This is a genomic window from uncultured Roseobacter sp. (assembly GCF_947493125.1).
Classification (GTDB): Bacteria; Pseudomonadota; Alphaproteobacteria; order Rhodobacterales; family Rhodobacteraceae; genus Roseobacter.
The window spans coordinates 259833-276051 of record NZ_CANLQB010000001.1; the positions used below are offsets into that span (position 1 = coordinate 259833).

Genomic DNA, 16219 nt, shown 5'->3' on the forward strand with positions numbered 1-16219 from the left:
GACCCTGTTCGCCGCGGGGCAGCATGGTGCCATGGGCGCCGGTGCAGACAAAAGGAGCCAAGCCTTGGACGAGATGTTGCGGGAATACCTTCCGATCCTCATGTTTCTGGCCGTGGCCATCGGGCTGGGCCTTGTGCTGATCCTCGCCGCCGTCGTTCTGGCGGTGCGCAATCCGGACCCCGAGAAGGTCTCGGCCTATGAATGCGGGTTCAACGCCTTCGACGATGCGCGCATGAAATTCGATGTCCGCTTCTATCTGGTGTCGATCCTCTTCATCATCTTCGATCTGGAGATTGCCTTCCTCTTCCCCTGGGCGGTGGCCTTCAAGGACATCAGCATGGTGGGGTTCTGGTCGATGATGGTGTTTCTGGGCGTTTTGACAATCGGCTTTGCCTATGAATGGAAAAAGGGAGCGCTGGAATGGCAGTAGCCGCCGGAGCCAACGTTGCGGGCGTGGACCGCGACGTCGCCACGCAGGACCTGAACCGCGAATTGCAGGACAAGGGCTTCCTGCTGACCTCGACCGAGGACATCATCAACTGGGCGCGCACAGGATCGCTGCACTGGATGACATTCGGGCTCGCCTGCTGTGCGGTGGAGATGATGCACACCTCCATGCCGCGCTATGACCTGGAACGCTTTGGCACCGCGCCACGTGCGTCCCCGCGCCAGTCGGATCTGATGATCGTGGCGGGCACGCTGACCAACAAGATGGCGCCCGCGCTGCGCAAGGTCTACGACCAGATGCCCGAGCCGCGCTATGTGATTTCCATGGGCTCCTGTGCCAATGGCGGCGGCTATTACCACTATTCCTATTCGGTGGTGCGTGGCTGCGACCGCATCGTGCCCGTGGACGTCTATGTGCCCGGCTGTCCGCCGACGGCGGAGGCGCTGCTTTACGGTATCCTGCAGCTGCAACGCAAGATCCGCCGCACGGGGACGATTGTACGATGAGCGACGCACTCAAGGAACTAGGCGCCTATATCGAGGCCAAACGCGAGGATTGCGTGCTGGCCTGGGATGTGACCCATGACGAGCTGAACCTCGACGTGACCCTGTCGAATATCGCGGGGCTGGTGGAGTTCCTGAAGACGGACGCCACCTGCCAGTTCTCGACGCTGGTGGACATCACGGCGGTGGACTACACGGGCCGCGCCAAGCGCTTCGACGTGGTCTATCATCTGCTGTCGATGTATCAGAACCACCGCATTCGCCTGCGGGTCAGCATCCGCGAGGAGGCGATGGTGCCCTCGATCATCTCGGTGCATCCTTCGGCGAACTGGTTCGAGCGCGAGGTGTTCGACATGTTCGGCATCTTGTTCTCCGGCCACCCGGACCTGCGCCGCATCCTCACGGATTACGGCTTCCGCGGCTATCCGCTGCGCAAGGATTTCCCGACCACGGGCTATACGGAGGTGCGCTACGACGAGGCGCAGAAGCGCGTGGTCTATGAGCCGGTGAGCCTGGTGCAGGAGTACCGGCAGTTTGACTTTATGTCCCCCTGGGAGGGCGCGGAATACATTCTGCCGGGAGATGAAAAGCAGGAGGCGAAGTAATGGGTGGCTTCTGGTGGCTCATCCTTTCGGCGCTAACGGCGATCCCGATGGTCAAGCTGCTGCCGTTCTTCGGCATCAACAAGTATTGGGCCGCCGCCTGCCTGATCCCGCTGGGCACGATTGCCCTGCTGTGGTGGATGGGCCTGAAGCTGCAAGAGCTGGAGAAGCGGTGATGGATAGCTTGCCCATCATTAAAGCATCCTTTGGCCATCACTTTTGGTCAGCCCTGGCCAATCCTTTCGTGATCGTGGCGTTTTTCCTTGCAGGTATCTTTGTCGCTGAACGTACAAAGTTAAAAGATCTGTTGCCCGTCACCCTGTTTTTTGGTGGCTTGACTGTTTTTCTGGCGGTGGGCGCCTCAATTGGTTTTCAGAAGATTGATTTCAATGGTCAAGTTTTCAGTGGGGGACCAAGAGAGCAAGCAATTGCAATACTGGGCAGCGGCTTTGGGTCAACCACTGCGGTTGTCTTAAGTTTGACTCTAGGGCGCGTGGCTTGGCAAATGCGCAGCGGCAACACTATGGACGGAAGCTCAGAATGATGGACGGAAGCAAAGGCTTTGAAGACGCCCTGACGGGCGAGCAGAAGATCCGCAACTTCAACATCAACTTCGGGCCGCAACACCCGGCGGCGCACGGTGTGCTGCGGCTGGTGCTGGAGCTTGACGGCGAAATCGTGGAGCGGTGTGACCCGCACATTGGCCTGCTGCACCGCGGCACCGAAAAGCTGATGGAGAGCCGGACCTATCTGCAGAACCTGCCGTATTTCGACCGTCTCGACTACGTGGCGCCGATGAATCAGGAGCACGCCTGGTGCCTGGCCATCGAGAAGCTGACCGGCGTCGAGGTGCCTCGGCGCGCAAGCCTCATCCGCGTGCTCTTCTGCGAGATCGGGCGGGTGTTGAACCACCTGCTGAACATCACCACGCAGGCGATGGACGTGGGCGCGCTGACCCCGCCGCTCTGGGGCTTTGAAGAGCGCGAAAAGCTGATGATCTTCTACGAGCGGGCCTGCGGCGCGCGGCTGCACGCGGCCTATTTCCGGCCCGGCGGCGTGCATCAGGACCTCACGCCCGAGCTCATCGACGATATCGAGACCTGGGCCAAGGAGTTCCCGAAGGTCATGGCGGATATCGACGGGCTGCTGACGGAAAACCGCATCTTCAAACAGCGCAACGCCGATATCGGCATCGTGACCGAGGAGGACATCCTCGAATACGGCTTCTCGGGTGTGATGGTGCGCGGCTCGGGCCTTGCCTGGGATCTGCGCCGCGCGCAGCCCTACGAGTGCTACGACGAGTTCGAGTTCCAGATCCCCGTGGGCAAGAACGGCGACTGCTATGACCGGTACCTGGTGCGCATGGAAGAGATGCGCCAGTCGGTCCACATCATCCTGCAGGCGATCGAGAAGCTGCGCGCGCCGGACGGGCAGGGCGACATCCTTGCCCGGGGCAAGATCACGCCGCCGAGCCGGAAGGACATGAAACAGTCGATGGAGAGCCTGATCCACCACTTCAAGCTCTACACCGAAGGCTTCCACGTGCCGGAGGGCGAGGTCTATTGTGCGGTCGAAGCGCCGAAGGGCGAGTTCGGCGTGTATCTGGTGGCCGATGGCACCAACAAACCCTACCGCGCGAAACTGCGCGCCCCCGGCTTCCTGCATCTGCAGGCGATGGACCACATGTCGCGCGGGCACCAGCTGGCGGACGTGGCGGCGATCATCGGGACCATGGACGTGGTGTTCGGGGAGATTGACCGATGACCGGAAGGCTGATTGCGCTTGGCCTCTGCGTGACGCTGGCGCTTGTGCTGAAGTTTGCGGGCATCACCGGCACGCCGGGCGATCACGAGACGCAACAGGCAGACCGGTCGACCTGTGAAACACCCAAATACTGGACCCACCCAAGCCCCGACGCCGACTGCTATGAGGTGCCCACGATCTGCCCGAATGGTGGTCAGTGCGAGACGGCCCCGCGTCTCTGGACAAACACCAAACCGGAGAAGGCCGTTTACCGGCTCTGACGATATCGACGTGCCCCGCGGCACCTAAAGGACACCGACATGCTGCGCAGACTTCACCCTGACCAACCCGAAAGCTTCGCCTTCACGCCGGACAACCTCGCGTGGGCGGAGGGGCAGATCACGAAATATCCTGAGGGGCGGCAGGCCTCGGCCATCATTCCGCTGTTGTGGCGCGCGCAGGAGCAGGAAGGGTGGCTGTCGAAACCGGCCATCGAGACGGTCGCTGATATGTTGGGGCTGAGCTATATTCGCGCGCTGGAGGTGGCGACGTTCTACTTCATGTTCCAGCTGCAACCTGTTGGGAAAATTGCACATATTCAGGTTTGCGGGACGACGTCCTGCATGATTTGTGGGGCTGAGGACCTGGTGGCCGTCTGCAAGGAGAAGATCGCGCCGGAGCCGCATGCGCTCTCGGCGGATGGCAATTTTTCCTGGGAAGAGGTGGAGTGCCTCGGCTCCTGTTCGAATGCGCCGATGGCGCAGATCGGCAAGGATTACTACGAGGATCTGACCGCTGAACGCATGGGCGAGATCATCGACGAGCTGGCGGCGGGCAAGGTGCCCGTGCCGGGACCGCAGAACGGGCGCTATGCGGCGGAGCCGCTGAAAGGGCTGACCTCGCTGACCGAATACGACAGTGGCAAGACCCAGTACAACGCCTCGGTGCAGCTGGCGGTGGACATCGGCGATACGGTCAAGCGGATCGACGGTACCGAGGTGCCGCTGGTGATGCCGTGGCAAGGCAAGGCGGCCAATGTCGCCGAGGCCCCCCCGCGCAACGTGCGACCCGCGGACGGGGTGCCGGCGGATGCGACCGGGATCACCGAGCAGCAGGCGCAAGCGGCCTCCAAGGCCAAGCCGCCCTCGAAATCCGACCCCGCGGATGCAGTCGCCGCGCCTGTGGGAGAAAAGCCCGCGACGCTGGAGGCGGCGCGCGAGGGTGGCCCCGATGATCTGAAGCAGATCAAGGGGGTCGGGCCCAAGCTCGAGAAACTGCTGCACTCGCTGGGCTTTTTCCATTTCGACCAGGTCGCGGCCTGGACTGACGCGGAGGTCGCCTGGGTCGATGAGAACCTTGAAGGCTTCAAGGGCCGGGTCAGCAGAGACAACTGGGTCCAGCAGGCCCGCGATCTGGCCCAGGACACGGCCACCTGAAATTTCCAAAAGCGCAAAAAGCTGATTAGAATGAGAGTCTGAACGGACGACCAACAGGAAAAGAGGGACGGGATGGACAACAACGAAGGTATGATCGGCATGGCTCTGGGCAGCTGGCTCGTGGCCTTGGCGGGAGGTGTTTTGGCGGCGGTGCTGCTGATGGTGCTCGGCGACTGGGGCTTTATGCAGGGCGCCTTCGCGGGCTTTGTTGTCTGGATCGTCTTCGGGGCGATCATCAGCTGGATCATGACGCGGCCGTTGCCCGGCCCGGCGACTCTGTCGTCGGACGCCGCTGCACAGGAGGCCCCCGCCGCGGCCCCGGCGCCCGCCGCCACCACGGCCGCAGCAGACGCGCCCAAGGTGCAGCCCTCCAAACGGCTGGCCGGGGAGGAAGAGCTGGCGGCGCGCAAGGGCGACTGGAAGTATGAGAAGGACGCCGAGGCGGAGGGGGTGGCCAAGCCCGAGAAGACAGTCGCGAAGACGGCAGCGCCGGCCACGTCGGATACGGATCGTCCGGCGGCGCTGACCGATGGCCCGCGAGACGGCGGTGCGGATGATCTCAAGAAGATCAGCGGCGTGGGACCGAAGCTGGAAGAGACATTGAACAGCTTGGGCATCTGGCATTTCGATCAGGTCGCCTCGCTGACCAAGGACGACATCGCCTGGGTCGATGAGCGGCTGCGGTTCAAGGGCCGGATCGAGCGGGACGACTGGGTCGGTCAGGCCAAGAAGCTGGCCAGCGGCGGATAGGCCGCCGGAACGAAACGGAAGAACGGAAAGGCAGAACTGATCGTGAGTGCGCAGGATCAGGACAGGCAGGCGCAGGAGCGCGCGCTGGCCGCCAAGGGGCGGCTGGTCAGCCTTGTGATCGTGGGCACCATGGTGCTGTGGCTGCTGGCGCTGTGGCTGGGCCCGAAACTGGGCATGCCCGGGCGGTACGCCTTTCTTTTCGATTTTGCGGCATTGGCGGGGCTCTTCTGGGCCCTGGTGGTGTCTTTACAGATACGGCGCGCGCGCAAGGCCGCGCGCGGCAACGAGTGAGAGGGGAAGCGCAATGCTTCAGGACAAGGACCGGATCTTTACCAATCTCTACGGCATGCATGACCGCACGCTGAAGGGCGCGCAGCAGCGTGGCCATTGGGACGGCACGGCGGACATCATCAAGAAGGAGCGGGACTGGATCGTGGACCAGATGAAAGCCTCCGGTCTGCGCGGGCGCGGGGGGGCGGGCTTCCCCACGGGGCTGAAGTGGTCCTTCATGCCCAAGGAAAGTGACGGGCGGCCTGCCTATCTGGTGGTGAATGCGGACGAATCCGAGCCCGGCACCTGCAAGGACCGCGAGATCATGCGGCACGACCCGCATACGCTGGTCGAGGGCTGTTTGATCGCGTCTTTCGCGATGAACGCGCATGCTTGCTATATCTACATCCGCGGCGAATACATCCGCGAGAAAGAGGCGCTGCAGGCTGCGATTGACGAGGCCTATGACGCGGGGTTGGTCGGCAAGAACGCGGCGGGGTCCGGCTGGGACTTTGACCTTTACCTGCACCACGGGGCGGGGGCCTATATCTGCGGCGAGGAGACGGCGCTTCTGGAAAGCCTCGAAGGCAAGAAGGGCATGCCGCGCATGAAGCCGCCGTTCCCTGCGGGGGCGGGCCTCTACGGTTGCCCGACCACGGTGAACAACGTGGAATCGATTGCCGTGGTGCCGACGATCCTGCGGCGGGGGCCGGAGTGGTTTGCGGGCTTTGGCCGGGCAAACAATGCGGGCACCAAGCTCTTTGCCGTGTCGGGCCATGTGAACACCCCCTGCGTGGTCGAAGAGGCGATGTCGATCACCTTCGAGGAGCTGATCGAGACCCATTGCGGCGGCATTCGCGGCGGGTGGGACAACCTCAAGGCGGTGATCCCGGGCGGGTCCTCGGTGCCGTGCATTCCGGGCAAGGACATGCGCGAGGCGATCATGGATTTCGATTACCTGCGCGAACAGCGCTCGGGCCTCGGCACGGCGGCGGTGATCGTGATGGACAACTCCACGGATGTGATCAAGGCGATCTGGCGGCTGTCGAAGTTCTACAAGCATGAAAGCTGCGGGCAATGCACGCCCTGCCGCGAGGGCACCGGCTGGATGATGCGCGTGATGGACCGGCTGGTCACGGGCGAGGCGGAGGTCGAGGAGATCGACATGCTGCTCGACGTGACGAAACAGGTCGAAGGCCACACGATCTGTGCGCTTGGTGACGCGGCGGCCTGGCCGATCCAGGGCCTCATTCGCCATTTCCGCGACGAGATCGAGGACCGCATCAAGCACAAGCGCACGGGCCGCGTGAGCGCGGTGGCGGCGGAGTAGGTCGATGCAGCCGGCGGGGCACCATCTGGCGGAGTTCAACCTCGGCACGCTCCTGTACGATTGGGACGATCCGCGCGTGGCGGATTTCGTGAACGGGCTGGACCTTGTCAACGGGATTGCGCAACGCAGCCCCGGCTTTGTCTGGATGATGGACGGTGACGCCATGGAGGCGGCGCAGGCCGATCCGCAAGGCCCGCTTGGGGGGAACCCGCGCACGGCCTCGACGCTGTCGGTCTGGGAGGACGTGGCGCGCCTGGAGCACTTTGTCTGGAACACCGTGCATAAACAGTTCTACGACCGCAAAGAGGAATGGTACGGCGCCGTCGAAACCCTGCGGCTGGTGATGTGGTGGGTGCCGGTGGGGCACAAACCCTCCATCGACGAGGCGATGGCGCGGTTTCAGCTGCTGGAGCGGCAGGGCGAGAGCGGCGAGGCGTTTGGCTGGGCCCACCTGAAGGACGCGCAGCTTTGGAAGGACAAGCGGTGCGGGGCTGCGGCATGATGCACGCGCGCCGTCTCCCGCCGGCCTGGGCCGTGACGAGTGCTGCGACGCTGGCGCTGGCGGCCTGCGGACAGGTGGGGATCGCGCCGCAGGGCACGCCCTCGGACATCTTCGGGACGACAGCGGGCGGGGGCCCCTCGCTCAACTATATCTATGACGAGATCGTGCCGCTCTCGGCGGCGGGATATATCTCGGACAATTGCGATGACATCGCCTTCAGCCAGATCGAGGAAGAGCGGATGTTGCGCGCCTTGAAGGAGCGCGTGCTGGACGACGGCATCACGCCGAACCAGATGGACGCGATCTTCCGGGGGCTGGATGGCAATCAGGAGTTTCAGCGGCGGTTGGCGGCGGATCAGACCGCCTATATCCGACGCTGGCGGCTGGATGAGGAGGACCCCGAGACCTTCTGCGCGGCGGGCAAGGCGGAGCTTGCCGCGGGCAGCAGGGTCGGGCGGTTTCTCATCGATAGAGAGAGGGAGGGCTAGCGGATGCAGGGATATCATCTCGCCGAGCTGAATGTGGGCCGATTGGTGGCGCCGATGGATGATCCGCGCGTGGCGGAGTTTGTCGACAATATCGACCGGATCAATGGCCTGGGCAAACGCATGCCCGGGTTTGTCTGGATGATGGAGGGCTCGGGCAGCCCGGGCAATCTGGAGAATGCCATCGGGGGCGATGCGCAGTTCGTGCCCAACCTCAGCGTCTGGGAGAGCGTGGAGCAGCTGGAGACTTTTGTCTGGGGCACGCTGCACAAGCAGTTTTACGAACGCCGGGCGGAGTGGTTCGAGGTGCTTGGAGAGATGCATTTTGTCATGTGGTGGGTGCCGGAAGGCCATCGCCCGACGCTGGACGAGGCGCTGGCGCGGCTCGAGCATCTCAACACCCATGGTGACAGCGACCATGCCTTTGGCTGGGCGCATCTGAAGGAGGCACGCCAATGGCAGGGCAACCGATGTGCGCCGGTGGCGGCGGAGTAGAGGCATGAGACCGGTATACGCAGTTTTGATGATAGCGGGGCTGCTCGCGGCCTGTGGCAGCGGGGCGGAGGACATCGCCTTTGACGGGCAATTCTACCGCACCGGCATCAGTGATCTCGATGAGCGGCACAAGTTCCAGGTGACCGCATCGCCTGTTTCGGCCTCGCTCGAGGGGGCGCGCGAGGCGGCGCGCTATGAGGCGACGGTGTTTTGTGTGAACGAATATGGCAGCTCGGCCATCGAGTGGGTCGTGGGCCCCGACGATGCGGATGAGGTGTTGCCGATTTCCAATGACACGCTGACGCTGGAAGGGGCCTGTCCGCAGTGATCCGCCAGCCGTCATATCCCTGCTATTGCATAGCAATGGGCCGGCACCCCATCTCGGGGGGGACTGGGCGCATGCTGTGCCCTGCAGGAGGTTGGATATGAGGAAAACAGTTGTTTCACTGATGCTTGCGGGTTTGCTGGCCGCGCCGGTCAGCGCGCTGGCCAAGCCGCCGCTGAGAGATGTGAAGCCCATCGACGACGGGCTCTTTGCCATCGGGCTGGCGGATCAGATCCGCAAGAATTGCCCGCAGATTTCGGCACGTATCCTGCCGGCGCTTTCTGCATTGCAGAATTTGAACCAAACGGCGAAGGACATGGGCTATACTCAGGCGGAGATTGACGCCCATGTGGACTCGGACGCCGAGAAGGACCGGCTGCGTGCCCGGGCGGCGCAATACATGGCGTCGAAGGATTTGAAGACGGATCAGGCGGGCTATTGCGCGCTTGGCAAAGAGGAAATCGCGCGGAACAGCACGGTGGGCGTGCTGCTGCGGGCAGAGGAATAGGGCGCGCGGCAACGATGCCAGCGCACCAGAGCTAAAGGCGAGTGATATGAGCGACTTACGCAAGGTTGTCATTGACGGAAGCGAGATCGAGGTGGATGGCGCCATGACGCTGATCCAGGCCTGCGAGGAGGCCGGGATCGAGATCCCGCGCTTTTGTTATCACGAGCGGCTGACCATTGCGGGCAACTGCCGCATGTGCCTGGTTGAGGTTGTGGGCGGGCCGCCGAAACCTGCCGCCTCCTGTGCGATGCAGGTGAAGGATCTGCGCCCAGGCCCGGAAGGCCAGCCGCCGGTGGTGAAGACCAATTCGCCCATGGTCAAGAAGGCCCGCGAAGGGGTGATGGAGTTCCTGCTCATCAACCACCCGCTCGATTGTCCGATCTGCGATCAGGGTGGTGAATGCGATCTGCAGGACCAGGCGATGGCTTACGGCGTCGATTTCTCACGCTACCGCGAACCGAAGCGCGCGACCGAAGATCTAGATCTTGGCCCGCTGGTCGAGACCCACATGACGCGCTGCATCTCCTGCACGCGCTGTGTGCGCTTCACCACCGAAGTGGCGGGCATTCACCAGATGGGCCAGACGGGCCGTGGCGAGGATGCGGAGATCACCAGCTATCTCGGGCAGACGCTCGACAGCAATTTACAGGGCAATATCATCGACTTGTGCCCCGTGGGCGCGCTGGTCTCGAAGCCTTACGCCTTTACCGCGCGGCCCTGGGAGTTAACCAAGACCGAGAGCGTGGACGTGATGGATGCGCTTGGCTCGAACATCCGGGTAGATACCAAGGGGCGGGAAGTGATGCGCTTTCTGCCGCGCAATCATGATGGCGTCAATGAGGAGTGGATCTCCGACAAGACCCGCTTTGTCTGGGACGGGTTGCGGCGACAACGGCTCGACAAGCCGTACATTCGCGAGAACGGAAAGCTGCGGCCTGCAAGCTGGCCCGAGGCTTTGACGGCGGCGGCCAATGCGATGGCCGGTAAGTCTGTGGCGGGGCTCATCGGGGATCTCGTTCCGGTTGAGGCGGGGTACGCGCTGAAACAGCTGCTCGAAGGGCAGGGCGGCGTTGTGGAATGCCGCACCGATGGGGCCAAGCTGCCTGCGGGCAACCGCTATGGCTATGTCGGAAACGCCTCCATCGAAGAGATCGATGAGGCGACGCATTTCATGCTTGTCGGCACTGATCCAAGCATCGAGGCCCCGGTTCTCAATGCCCGGATTCGCAAGGCCTGGCTGAAGGGTGCCCGCATCGGCGTGGTCGGACCAGCGGTCGATTTGACCTATGAGTATCATCACTATGGCAAGGGTCGTGACGGGCTGCACGCATGGGATAGTGAGACTGTCGAGGACGTTCTTGATAAGCCGAAGATCCTGATTGTCGGGCAGGGCGCGCTGACCGGTGAGGACGGCGCGGCGGTGCTCGGCAAGGTCCACGCCTTCGCAGAGCGCAGCAATTCCAAGGTGTTGGTGCTGCATACTGCGGCCAGCCGCGTGGGCGCCATGGACATTGATGCCACCTGCGATGGTGGCATCGAGAGCGCGCTACAGGCAGAGGTGATCTATAACCTCGGGGCCGATGAGATCGACGTTCCTGCAGGGCCCTTCGTGATCTACCAGGGCAGCCACGGCGACCGGGGCGCACATCGGGCGGATATCATTCTGCCGGGCGCGGCCTATACCGAGGAGCCGGGGCTGTTCGTGAACACCGAAGGGCGTCCGCAATTGGCGCTGCGCGCGGGCTTTGCACCGGGGCAGGCCAAGGAAAACTGGGCGATCCTGCGGGCGCTGTCTGCAGAGATGGGTGCGCAGCTGCCCTTCGACAGCATCGCGCAGCTGCGGCAGGCGCTGGTCAAAGACGTGCCGCATCTGGGTCAGATCGACGCCGTGCCCGAAAACGAGCGGCAGCCGCTGGAGCGCGGCGCGCTTGGGTCCGGCGACTTCCACAGTGCCGTCGCGGACTTCTACCTGACCAACCCGATTGCCCGCGCGTCCGAACTGATGGCGGAGCTTTCGGCCAATGCAAAGGCCCGCCGACAGGAGGCGCTGGCCGCGGAATGAGAGCTGCTGTGCTGAGCGCTGCCATGATCCTTGCCGCCTGTACCGAACAGGCCCCTTTGGCGTCCGACTTCGTGCCGGATTATCTTGGCGCGGACATCCGGCAGCTGGCCGGTGATCTTGTGCAGGTCGAGGCGCGCATGACCAAGGCGGGAACCGCGGCCAATGTCTTTGAATACGCGGATTGTGCTGTGGCGTCTTTCATGCAGCAGGATGCTGTGCCATATGCGCGCTACGTGCGGTCGAATTTCGACAGAGAGGGTGGCGTGTGGGCCGCAGATGTTGTTTACATCACCTCGTCAGAGCGACCGCGGGGCATTCGGGTGATCGACGCCGCGGCGGTCACCGCTCACTGCAGGCAAAAACGCATTCCCACGGTGTGAGGACCTATGGCTGATTTCTTTACCACCCCGGGCGGCATCGCCGTGATTATCCTGGCGCAAGTGCTTGCGGTTGTGGGCTTTGTCATGGTTTCGCTGCTGTTCCTGGTCTATGGCGACCGCAAGATCTGGGCCGCCGTGCAGATGCGGCGCGGTCCGAATGTGGTGGGCACCTTCGGGTTGTTGCAGACCGTGGCGGATGCGCTGAAATATGTGGTGAAAGAGGTGGTGGTGCCTGCGGGTGCGGATAAGACCGTCTTCATGCTGGCGCCGATGACATCCTTCGTGCTGGCGCTGATTGCCTGGGCGGTGATCCCGTTCAACGAGACATGGGTGTTGAGCGACATCAACGTGGCGATCCTCTTTGTCTTTGCCGTCTCCTCGCTGGAGGTTTACGGCGTGATCATGGGCGGTTGGGCCTCGAACTCAAAGTATCCGTTCCTCGGGTCATTGCGCTCGGCGGCGCAGATGATCTCCTACGAGGTGTCGCTGGGGCTGATTATCATCGGAGTGATCATCTCGACCGGGTCCATGAACTTCGGCGGCATCGTGGCCGCACAGGACGGGCCTTACGGCTTCTTCAGCTGGTACTGGCTGCCGCATTTCCCGATGGTGTTCCTGTTCTTCATCAGCTGTCTGGCCGAGACCAATCGCCCGCCTTTCGATTTGCCGGAAGCGGAATCCGAACTCGTCGCGGGCTATCAGGTGGAGTATTCCTCGACGCCCTTCCTGCTCTTCATGGCCGGTGAATATATCGCTATCTTCCTGATGTGCGCACTGACCACGCTGCTCTTCTTTGGCGGCTGGCTGTCACCCATTCCGGGCCTGCCCGATGGCGCGCTGTGGATGGTCGCCAAGATGGGCTTCTTCTTCTTCCTCTTTGCGATGGTCAAGGCGATCACGCCCCGCTACCGCTACGACCAGCTGATGCGGCTGGGTTGGAAGGTTTTCCTGCCGTTTTCCCTCGTCTGGGTGGTCTTCGTGGCCTTTGCTGCCAAGTTCGACTGGTTCTGGGGCGCTTATGCGCGCTGGGGGATGGGTGGATGATGTGACCGAGCAAAACGATGATCTGCGAGAGCGGGCAATTATTGAGATTGGCAGCAAGCGAGTCATTCTCGAACCATACTCGCGCTCGGTCTACAAACTCGAAGTCGATGGAAAAGTAGTCGCGGAGTATCACGCAGCTAGACCACCAATTGTAGAAGCGATGAACTATCTCAACAAATCGTCCGATTTCAACGCTGCTGAGATTAGTGCCGCCATGAAAAACCCAGGTTGGACATCGGTTGATGTTGATTTAGGGCCGAAGGAGGACTGATGACACAGATCGACTACACCCGCGCCGCCAAGTATTTCCTGCTGCAGGATTTCTGGGTCGGCATGAAACTGGGGCTGAAGTACTTCTTCGGCAAGAAGGCCACGCTGAACTACCCGCATGAGAAGGGGCCGCTTTCTCCGCGCTTCCGGGGCGAGCATGCGCTGCGGCGCTATCCCAACGGCGAGGAACGCTGCATTGCCTGCAAGCTTTGCGAGGCGATCTGCCCGGCGCAGGCGATCACCATTGATGCGGAGCCGCGCGAGGACGGCTCGCGCCGCACCACGCGCTATGACATCGACATGACCAAATGCATCTACTGCGGCTTCTGTCAGGAGGCCTGCCCGGTGGATGCGATTGTCGAAGGGCCGAACTTCGAGTTCTCTACCGAGACGCGCGAGGAGCTCTACTACGACAAGGAAAAGCTGCTGGCCAACGGCGAGCGCTGGGAGGCCGAGATCGCCCGCAACCTGGAACTGGATGCGCCTTACAGATGACCACTTCCGACGCATATCAACGCGGCAAGGCGATGGCGGAGGCCACCAATCCGGGCATTGAGGATGCGCTGGCCGCGCGCTATGACGCCATCCTGCCGGGGTTTTCCACCTCGATGATGGAAGTGGCGTTTGGGCACTATTACACCCGCGAAGGGTTGGACGACCGGACGCGGTATCTCGCAACGGTCGCTGCTTTGGCGGCTTTGGGCGGGCAGACGGGCCCGCAGCTGAAGGTGCACATCCGCAATGCCCTGCGATCGGGTGCGAGCCAGCGCGAGGTGGCCGAAGTGATCAACCAGATGGCGCTTTACGGCGGCTTTCCGGCGATGATCAACGCGCTCAACTCCGCCCTTGAGGTCTTCGAGGAGGAGGCCGCATGAGCGACGCAAAGAACCCCTTCGAAGGCGCGAACCCTTTTGCAGCCATGTTCACGCAGGCGCAGGAGATGGCGAAAGCCTTCCCGGCGATGGAGGCCTTCACGCCCAAGGGGTTCGAGAAGATGATGGGCACGATGCCCAAAGAGATGATGGAAATGATGTTCGGCAACGCGCTGAACGAGGGCTCACTGGATGCGCGCACGCGCATGCTGCTGACGCTGGCGGGGCTGACCATGCAGGGCGCGCAGAACGATGTGGCCTTCAGGCAGGCGGTGCGCCACGCGCTCGAAGCCGGAGCCAGCGAGCAGCATATCGTCGAGACCATTGGCCAGATGTCGATGTTCGCGGGCCTGCCGGCGATGACGCGGGCACTGGAACTGGCGCAGCAAGTGCTGGACGAAGGAAAGGACGAGGAATGACGGTTTTTGCCTTTTATCTCTTTGCGATCAGCGTGATCGCGGGCGGGCTCTTCACGGTCATCAGCCGTAACCCGGTGCATTCCGTACTCTGGCTGATCCTCGCGTTCCTTTCCTCGGCCGGACTTTTCGTGCTTCTGGGGGCTGAGTTTGTCGCCATGCTGCTGATCATTGTCTACGTCGGCGCGGTTGCGGTCTTGTTCCTTTTCGTGGTGATGATGCTGGATGTGGATTTCGCCGAGCTGAAGGCTGAGATGGCGAAATACATGCCGCTCGCACTGCTCATCGGAGTGGTGATCCTGCTGCAGTTCGTGATGGCCTTTGGGTCGTGGGAAGCCAATGCCGCGGCAGAGGGCTTCCGTGCGAACGTGACGCCGGTGGACCGGCACAACACCGAGGCGCTGGGGATGATCCTCTATGATCAGTACTTCCTGCTCTTCCAGCTGGCGGGGCTGATCCTGCTGGTGGCGATGATCGGGGCGATTGTGCTGACGCTGCGCCACCGGTCGGATGTGAAGCGGCAGGATGTGGTCGCGCAGATGATGCGCGACCCGGCGACGGCCATGGAGCTGAAGGACGTGAAGCCGGGGCAGGGCTTGTAATGGAGGGCGACCAGATTGCCATTCTGGTGGCTGTAGCGGTCGCGGTGCTCGCGGCATTTGGATATTTCAACCGGCGCTGAGGCCGGCAAGGACAAGACGATGGGGCAAGTTATCAATACACCATGGGGAGCGCTGACGCCCGCTAAACCATCGGCTGTGTTTGGAAATGAGGGCAGCGGCGGGTCGCGGGCGTCGCGCGAAGCGTCCGCCCGCGGGGGCGGTCGGGCGCTGCCCGGTGGTGCCCACCGGGCATTGACTTTGGGTTTTGCGCTCTTGGTCTCAACGCCCCTATACGCCCTCTCGGTCGAGGACTGCACCCGCACCACCCATATCAGCCACGGCGGCGAGGCCGACCACTGGGATCTGGGCGAGGGTCGCGTGATATGGCGCGACTGGTGGTCTCAGGAAGGCTCGGCCACCGATATCACGGTGATGGATTGCGCGCCGGGCATGGCGCTGCGCTTGCGCGCGGCGGAAGAGAACATGAACGCGCGCTTTCCATTCGACCGGGTGGAAGATGCGCTGAAGGTCATTGCCAAACACGAATCCGGCGCGCGGGTGTTCGCGACGCTCGAGCGGATGGCGGACGAGCTGGATGATTTCACCCGTGATGTGCGGATCGAGACGCTGAGTGATGAAACATGTGCCTGTGCGGCCTTTTACCCGGATGCGCGCGGCGACAAGACGGAATTTGTGCTGGGCTGAGGCACGGCAAGAGAAGACAGGCGGGATGCATCCCGGAGGGGCGACATGATCGGACTTGAACATTACCTGATAGTGGCGGCGACGCTCTTTGTCATCGGCATCTTCGGGCTGTTTCTGAACCGCAAGAACATCATCATTCTGTTGATGAGCATTGAGCTAATGCTGCTGGCGGTGAACATCAATCTGGTGGCTTTCTCCAGCTTCCTCGACGATCTGGTGGGGCAGGTGTTTACGCTCTTCGTGCTCACGGTGGCGGCGGCAGAGGCGGCGATTGGTCTGGCCATTCTGGTCTGTTTCTTCCGCAACCGCGGCACCATCGCCGTGGAAGACGTCAATGTGATGAAGGGGTGACGCAGTGAGCATCGCACTTGAATATATCTGGCTGCTTCCGGTCGCGATTGGTGTGTTTGGCGTGTACCACGTCGCGATGAATGATTTGGGGTCGTCGGACCCGAAGGCAAAGACCAAAGG

26 protein-coding genes are annotated in these 16219 nt (G+C 62.5%); all 26 read left to right on the forward strand.

The annotated features are described in order from the left end of the window. Positions 1-64 precede the first annotated feature (64 nt). Positions 65-430, forward strand: a complete 366-nt coding sequence (locus Q1A71_RS01285) for an NADH-quinone oxidoreductase subunit A (protein ID WP_159974460.1) — start codon at positions 65-67, stop codon at positions 428-430. Further along, positions 421-954, forward strand: a complete 534-nt coding sequence (locus Q1A71_RS01290) for an NADH-quinone oxidoreductase subunit B (RefSeq protein ID WP_299670878.1) — start codon at positions 421-423, stop codon at positions 952-954. Before Q1A71_RS01285 ends, Q1A71_RS01290 begins: the two co-directional genes overlap by 10 nt. After that, complete coding sequence (locus tag Q1A71_RS01295; RefSeq protein WP_299670880.1) at positions 951-1556, forward strand: NADH-quinone oxidoreductase subunit C; 606 nt, start codon at positions 951-953, stop codon at positions 1554-1556. Before Q1A71_RS01290 ends, Q1A71_RS01295 begins: the two co-directional genes overlap by 4 nt. After that, on the forward strand, positions 1556-1729 hold the full coding sequence (locus tag Q1A71_RS01300; RefSeq protein WP_299670882.1) for a hypothetical protein: 174 nt from the start codon (positions 1556-1558) through the stop codon (positions 1727-1729). The genes Q1A71_RS01295 and Q1A71_RS01300 overlap by 1 nt, the downstream gene beginning before the upstream one ends. Beyond that, positions 1729-2097 carry a hypothetical protein gene (locus Q1A71_RS01305; RefSeq protein WP_299670884.1) on the forward strand — a complete coding sequence of 123 codons (369 nt, stop codon included), beginning with the start codon at positions 1729-1731 and terminating at the stop codon, positions 2095-2097. The genes Q1A71_RS01300 and Q1A71_RS01305 overlap by 1 nt, the downstream gene beginning before the upstream one ends. Further along, a complete protein-coding gene (locus tag Q1A71_RS01310; RefSeq protein WP_299671939.1) occupies positions 2097-3317 on the forward strand; it encodes an NADH-quinone oxidoreductase subunit D in 1221 nt (406 codons plus the stop codon). The genes Q1A71_RS01305 and Q1A71_RS01310 overlap by 1 nt, the downstream gene beginning before the upstream one ends. Beyond that, positions 3314-3577: a hypothetical protein gene (locus Q1A71_RS01315; RefSeq protein ID WP_299670886.1), complete on the forward strand. Its 264-nt coding sequence runs from the start codon at positions 3314-3316 to the stop codon at positions 3575-3577. The genes Q1A71_RS01310 and Q1A71_RS01315 overlap by 4 nt, the downstream gene beginning before the upstream one ends. A 39-nt stretch (positions 3578-3616) precedes the next feature. After that, on the forward strand, positions 3617-4732 hold the full coding sequence (locus tag Q1A71_RS01320) for an NADH-quinone oxidoreductase subunit E (RefSeq protein WP_299670888.1): 1116 nt from the start codon (positions 3617-3619) through the stop codon (positions 4730-4732). Positions 4733-4804: 72 nt separating this feature from the next. Continuing rightward, entirely contained in the window at positions 4805-5482 is a 678-nt protein-coding gene (locus Q1A71_RS01325) for a hypothetical protein (protein ID WP_299670890.1), read from the forward strand. A 42-nt stretch (positions 5483-5524) separates the two neighbouring features. Then, a complete protein-coding gene (locus tag Q1A71_RS01330; RefSeq protein ID WP_299670892.1) occupies positions 5525-5773 on the forward strand; it encodes a DUF5337 domain-containing protein in 249 nt (82 codons plus the stop codon). Between the two features lie 13 nt (positions 5774-5786). Beyond that, positions 5787-7082 carry an NADH-quinone oxidoreductase subunit NuoF gene (nuoF, locus tag Q1A71_RS01335; RefSeq protein WP_299670894.1) on the forward strand — a complete coding sequence of 432 codons (1296 nt, stop codon included), beginning with the start codon at positions 5787-5789 and terminating at the stop codon, positions 7080-7082. A 4-nt stretch (positions 7083-7086) separates the two neighbouring features. Continuing rightward, positions 7087-7584, forward strand: coding sequence for a DUF3291 domain-containing protein (locus Q1A71_RS01340; RefSeq protein ID WP_299670896.1), 498 nt, complete (start codon positions 7087-7089; stop codon positions 7582-7584). Continuing rightward, on the forward strand, positions 7581-8072 hold the full coding sequence (locus tag Q1A71_RS01345) for a DUF5333 family protein (RefSeq protein WP_299670898.1): 492 nt from the start codon (positions 7581-7583) through the stop codon (positions 8070-8072). The genes Q1A71_RS01340 and Q1A71_RS01345 overlap by 4 nt, the downstream gene beginning before the upstream one ends. Before the next feature lie 3 nt (positions 8073-8075). Then, positions 8076-8564: a DUF3291 domain-containing protein gene (locus Q1A71_RS01350; protein ID WP_299670900.1), complete on the forward strand. Its 489-nt coding sequence runs from the start codon at positions 8076-8078 to the stop codon at positions 8562-8564. Between the two features lie 4 nt (positions 8565-8568). Continuing rightward, positions 8569-8892 carry a hypothetical protein gene (locus Q1A71_RS01355; protein WP_299670902.1) on the forward strand — a complete coding sequence of 108 codons (324 nt, stop codon included), beginning with the start codon at positions 8569-8571 and terminating at the stop codon, positions 8890-8892. A gap of 97 nt (positions 8893-8989) precedes the next feature. Next, complete coding sequence (locus tag Q1A71_RS01360) at positions 8990-9397, forward strand: DUF5333 domain-containing protein (protein ID WP_299670904.1); 408 nt, start codon at positions 8990-8992, stop codon at positions 9395-9397. Positions 9398-9443: 46 nt separating this feature from the next. Continuing rightward, positions 9444-11459 carry an NADH-quinone oxidoreductase subunit NuoG gene (gene nuoG, locus Q1A71_RS01365; protein WP_299670906.1) on the forward strand — a complete coding sequence of 672 codons (2016 nt, stop codon included), beginning with the start codon at positions 9444-9446 and terminating at the stop codon, positions 11457-11459. Positions 11460-11467: 8 nt separating this feature from the next. Next, positions 11468-11839, forward strand: a complete 372-nt coding sequence (locus tag Q1A71_RS01370; protein WP_299670908.1) for a hypothetical protein — start codon at positions 11468-11470, stop codon at positions 11837-11839. Between the two features lie 6 nt (positions 11840-11845). Beyond that, a complete protein-coding gene (gene nuoH, locus Q1A71_RS01375; protein ID WP_299670910.1) occupies positions 11846-12883 on the forward strand; it encodes an NADH-quinone oxidoreductase subunit NuoH in 1038 nt (345 codons plus the stop codon). Further along, positions 12876-13154: a hypothetical protein gene (locus tag Q1A71_RS01380; protein WP_299670912.1), complete on the forward strand. Its 279-nt coding sequence runs from the start codon at positions 12876-12878 to the stop codon at positions 13152-13154. Before nuoH ends, Q1A71_RS01380 begins: the two co-directional genes overlap by 8 nt. Further along, positions 13154-13648, forward strand: a complete 495-nt coding sequence (gene nuoI, locus Q1A71_RS01385) for an NADH-quinone oxidoreductase subunit NuoI (RefSeq protein WP_299670914.1) — start codon at positions 13154-13156, stop codon at positions 13646-13648. Before Q1A71_RS01380 ends, nuoI begins: the two co-directional genes overlap by 1 nt. Continuing rightward, the gene (locus tag Q1A71_RS01390) at positions 13645-14028 is read left to right on the forward strand and encodes a carboxymuconolactone decarboxylase family protein (protein WP_299670916.1); all 384 of its coding nucleotides are present in this window, start codon (positions 13645-13647) and stop codon (positions 14026-14028) included. Before nuoI ends, Q1A71_RS01390 begins: the two co-directional genes overlap by 4 nt. After that, a complete protein-coding gene (locus tag Q1A71_RS01395) occupies positions 14025-14444 on the forward strand; it encodes a carboxymuconolactone decarboxylase family protein (RefSeq protein ID WP_299670918.1) in 420 nt (139 codons plus the stop codon). Before Q1A71_RS01390 ends, Q1A71_RS01395 begins: the two co-directional genes overlap by 4 nt. Further along, positions 14441-15043, forward strand: a complete 603-nt coding sequence (locus Q1A71_RS01400) for an NADH-quinone oxidoreductase subunit J (RefSeq protein WP_299670920.1) — start codon at positions 14441-14443, stop codon at positions 15041-15043. Before Q1A71_RS01395 ends, Q1A71_RS01400 begins: the two co-directional genes overlap by 4 nt. Before the next feature lie 99 nt (positions 15044-15142). Continuing rightward, positions 15143-15748 (forward strand): hypothetical protein, encoded by a 606-nt coding sequence (locus Q1A71_RS01405; RefSeq protein ID WP_299670922.1) that lies wholly within the window; start codon positions 15143-15145, stop codon positions 15746-15748. A gap of 45 nt (positions 15749-15793) precedes the next feature. Further along, the gene (nuoK, locus tag Q1A71_RS01410) at positions 15794-16099 is read left to right on the forward strand and encodes an NADH-quinone oxidoreductase subunit NuoK (protein WP_299670924.1); all 306 of its coding nucleotides are present in this window, start codon (positions 15794-15796) and stop codon (positions 16097-16099) included. Positions 16100-16219: the final 120 nt, after the last annotated feature.

Coding starts and splice junctions, on each gene's coding strand:
- Q1A71_RS01290 (WP_299670878.1), top strand. CDS start 421: ATGGCAGTAGCCGCCGGAGCCAACGTTGCGGGCGTGGACCGCGACGTC.
- Q1A71_RS01295 (WP_299670880.1), top strand. CDS start 951: ATGAGCGACGCACTCAAGGAACTAGGCGCCTATATCGAGGCCAAACGC.
- Q1A71_RS01300 (WP_299670882.1), top strand. CDS start 1,556: ATGGGTGGCTTCTGGTGGCTCATCCTTTCGGCGCTAACGGCGATCCCG.
- Q1A71_RS01305 (WP_299670884.1), top strand. CDS start 1,729: ATGGATAGCTTGCCCATCATTAAAGCATCCTTTGGCCATCACTTTTGG.
- Q1A71_RS01310 (WP_299671939.1), top strand. CDS start 2,097: ATGGACGGAAGCAAAGGCTTTGAAGACGCCCTGACGGGCGAGCAGAAG.
- Q1A71_RS01315 (WP_299670886.1), top strand. CDS start 3,314: ATGACCGGAAGGCTGATTGCGCTTGGCCTCTGCGTGACGCTGGCGCTT.
- Q1A71_RS01320 (WP_299670888.1), top strand. CDS start 3,617: ATGCTGCGCAGACTTCACCCTGACCAACCCGAAAGCTTCGCCTTCACG.
- Q1A71_RS01325 (WP_299670890.1), top strand. CDS start 4,805: ATGGACAACAACGAAGGTATGATCGGCATGGCTCTGGGCAGCTGGCTC.
- nuoF (WP_299670894.1), top strand. CDS start 5,787: ATGCTTCAGGACAAGGACCGGATCTTTACCAATCTCTACGGCATGCAT.
- Q1A71_RS01340 (WP_299670896.1), top strand. CDS start 7,087: ATGCAGCCGGCGGGGCACCATCTGGCGGAGTTCAACCTCGGCACGCTC.
- Q1A71_RS01345 (WP_299670898.1), top strand. CDS start 7,581: ATGATGCACGCGCGCCGTCTCCCGCCGGCCTGGGCCGTGACGAGTGCT.
- Q1A71_RS01350 (WP_299670900.1), top strand. CDS start 8,076: ATGCAGGGATATCATCTCGCCGAGCTGAATGTGGGCCGATTGGTGGCG.
- Q1A71_RS01355 (WP_299670902.1), top strand. CDS start 8,569: ATGAGACCGGTATACGCAGTTTTGATGATAGCGGGGCTGCTCGCGGCC.
- Q1A71_RS01360 (WP_299670904.1), top strand. CDS start 8,990: ATGAGGAAAACAGTTGTTTCACTGATGCTTGCGGGTTTGCTGGCCGCG.
- nuoG (WP_299670906.1), top strand. CDS start 9,444: ATGAGCGACTTACGCAAGGTTGTCATTGACGGAAGCGAGATCGAGGTG.
- nuoH (WP_299670910.1), top strand. CDS start 11,846: ATGGCTGATTTCTTTACCACCCCGGGCGGCATCGCCGTGATTATCCTG.
- nuoI (WP_299670914.1), top strand. CDS start 13,154: ATGACACAGATCGACTACACCCGCGCCGCCAAGTATTTCCTGCTGCAG.
- Q1A71_RS01390 (WP_299670916.1), top strand. CDS start 13,645: ATGACCACTTCCGACGCATATCAACGCGGCAAGGCGATGGCGGAGGCC.
- Q1A71_RS01395 (WP_299670918.1), top strand. CDS start 14,025: ATGAGCGACGCAAAGAACCCCTTCGAAGGCGCGAACCCTTTTGCAGCC.
- Q1A71_RS01400 (WP_299670920.1), top strand. CDS start 14,441: ATGACGGTTTTTGCCTTTTATCTCTTTGCGATCAGCGTGATCGCGGGC.
- Q1A71_RS01405 (WP_299670922.1), top strand. CDS start 15,143: ATGGGGCAAGTTATCAATACACCATGGGGAGCGCTGACGCCCGCTAAA.
- nuoK (WP_299670924.1), top strand. CDS start 15,794: ATGATCGGACTTGAACATTACCTGATAGTGGCGGCGACGCTCTTTGTC.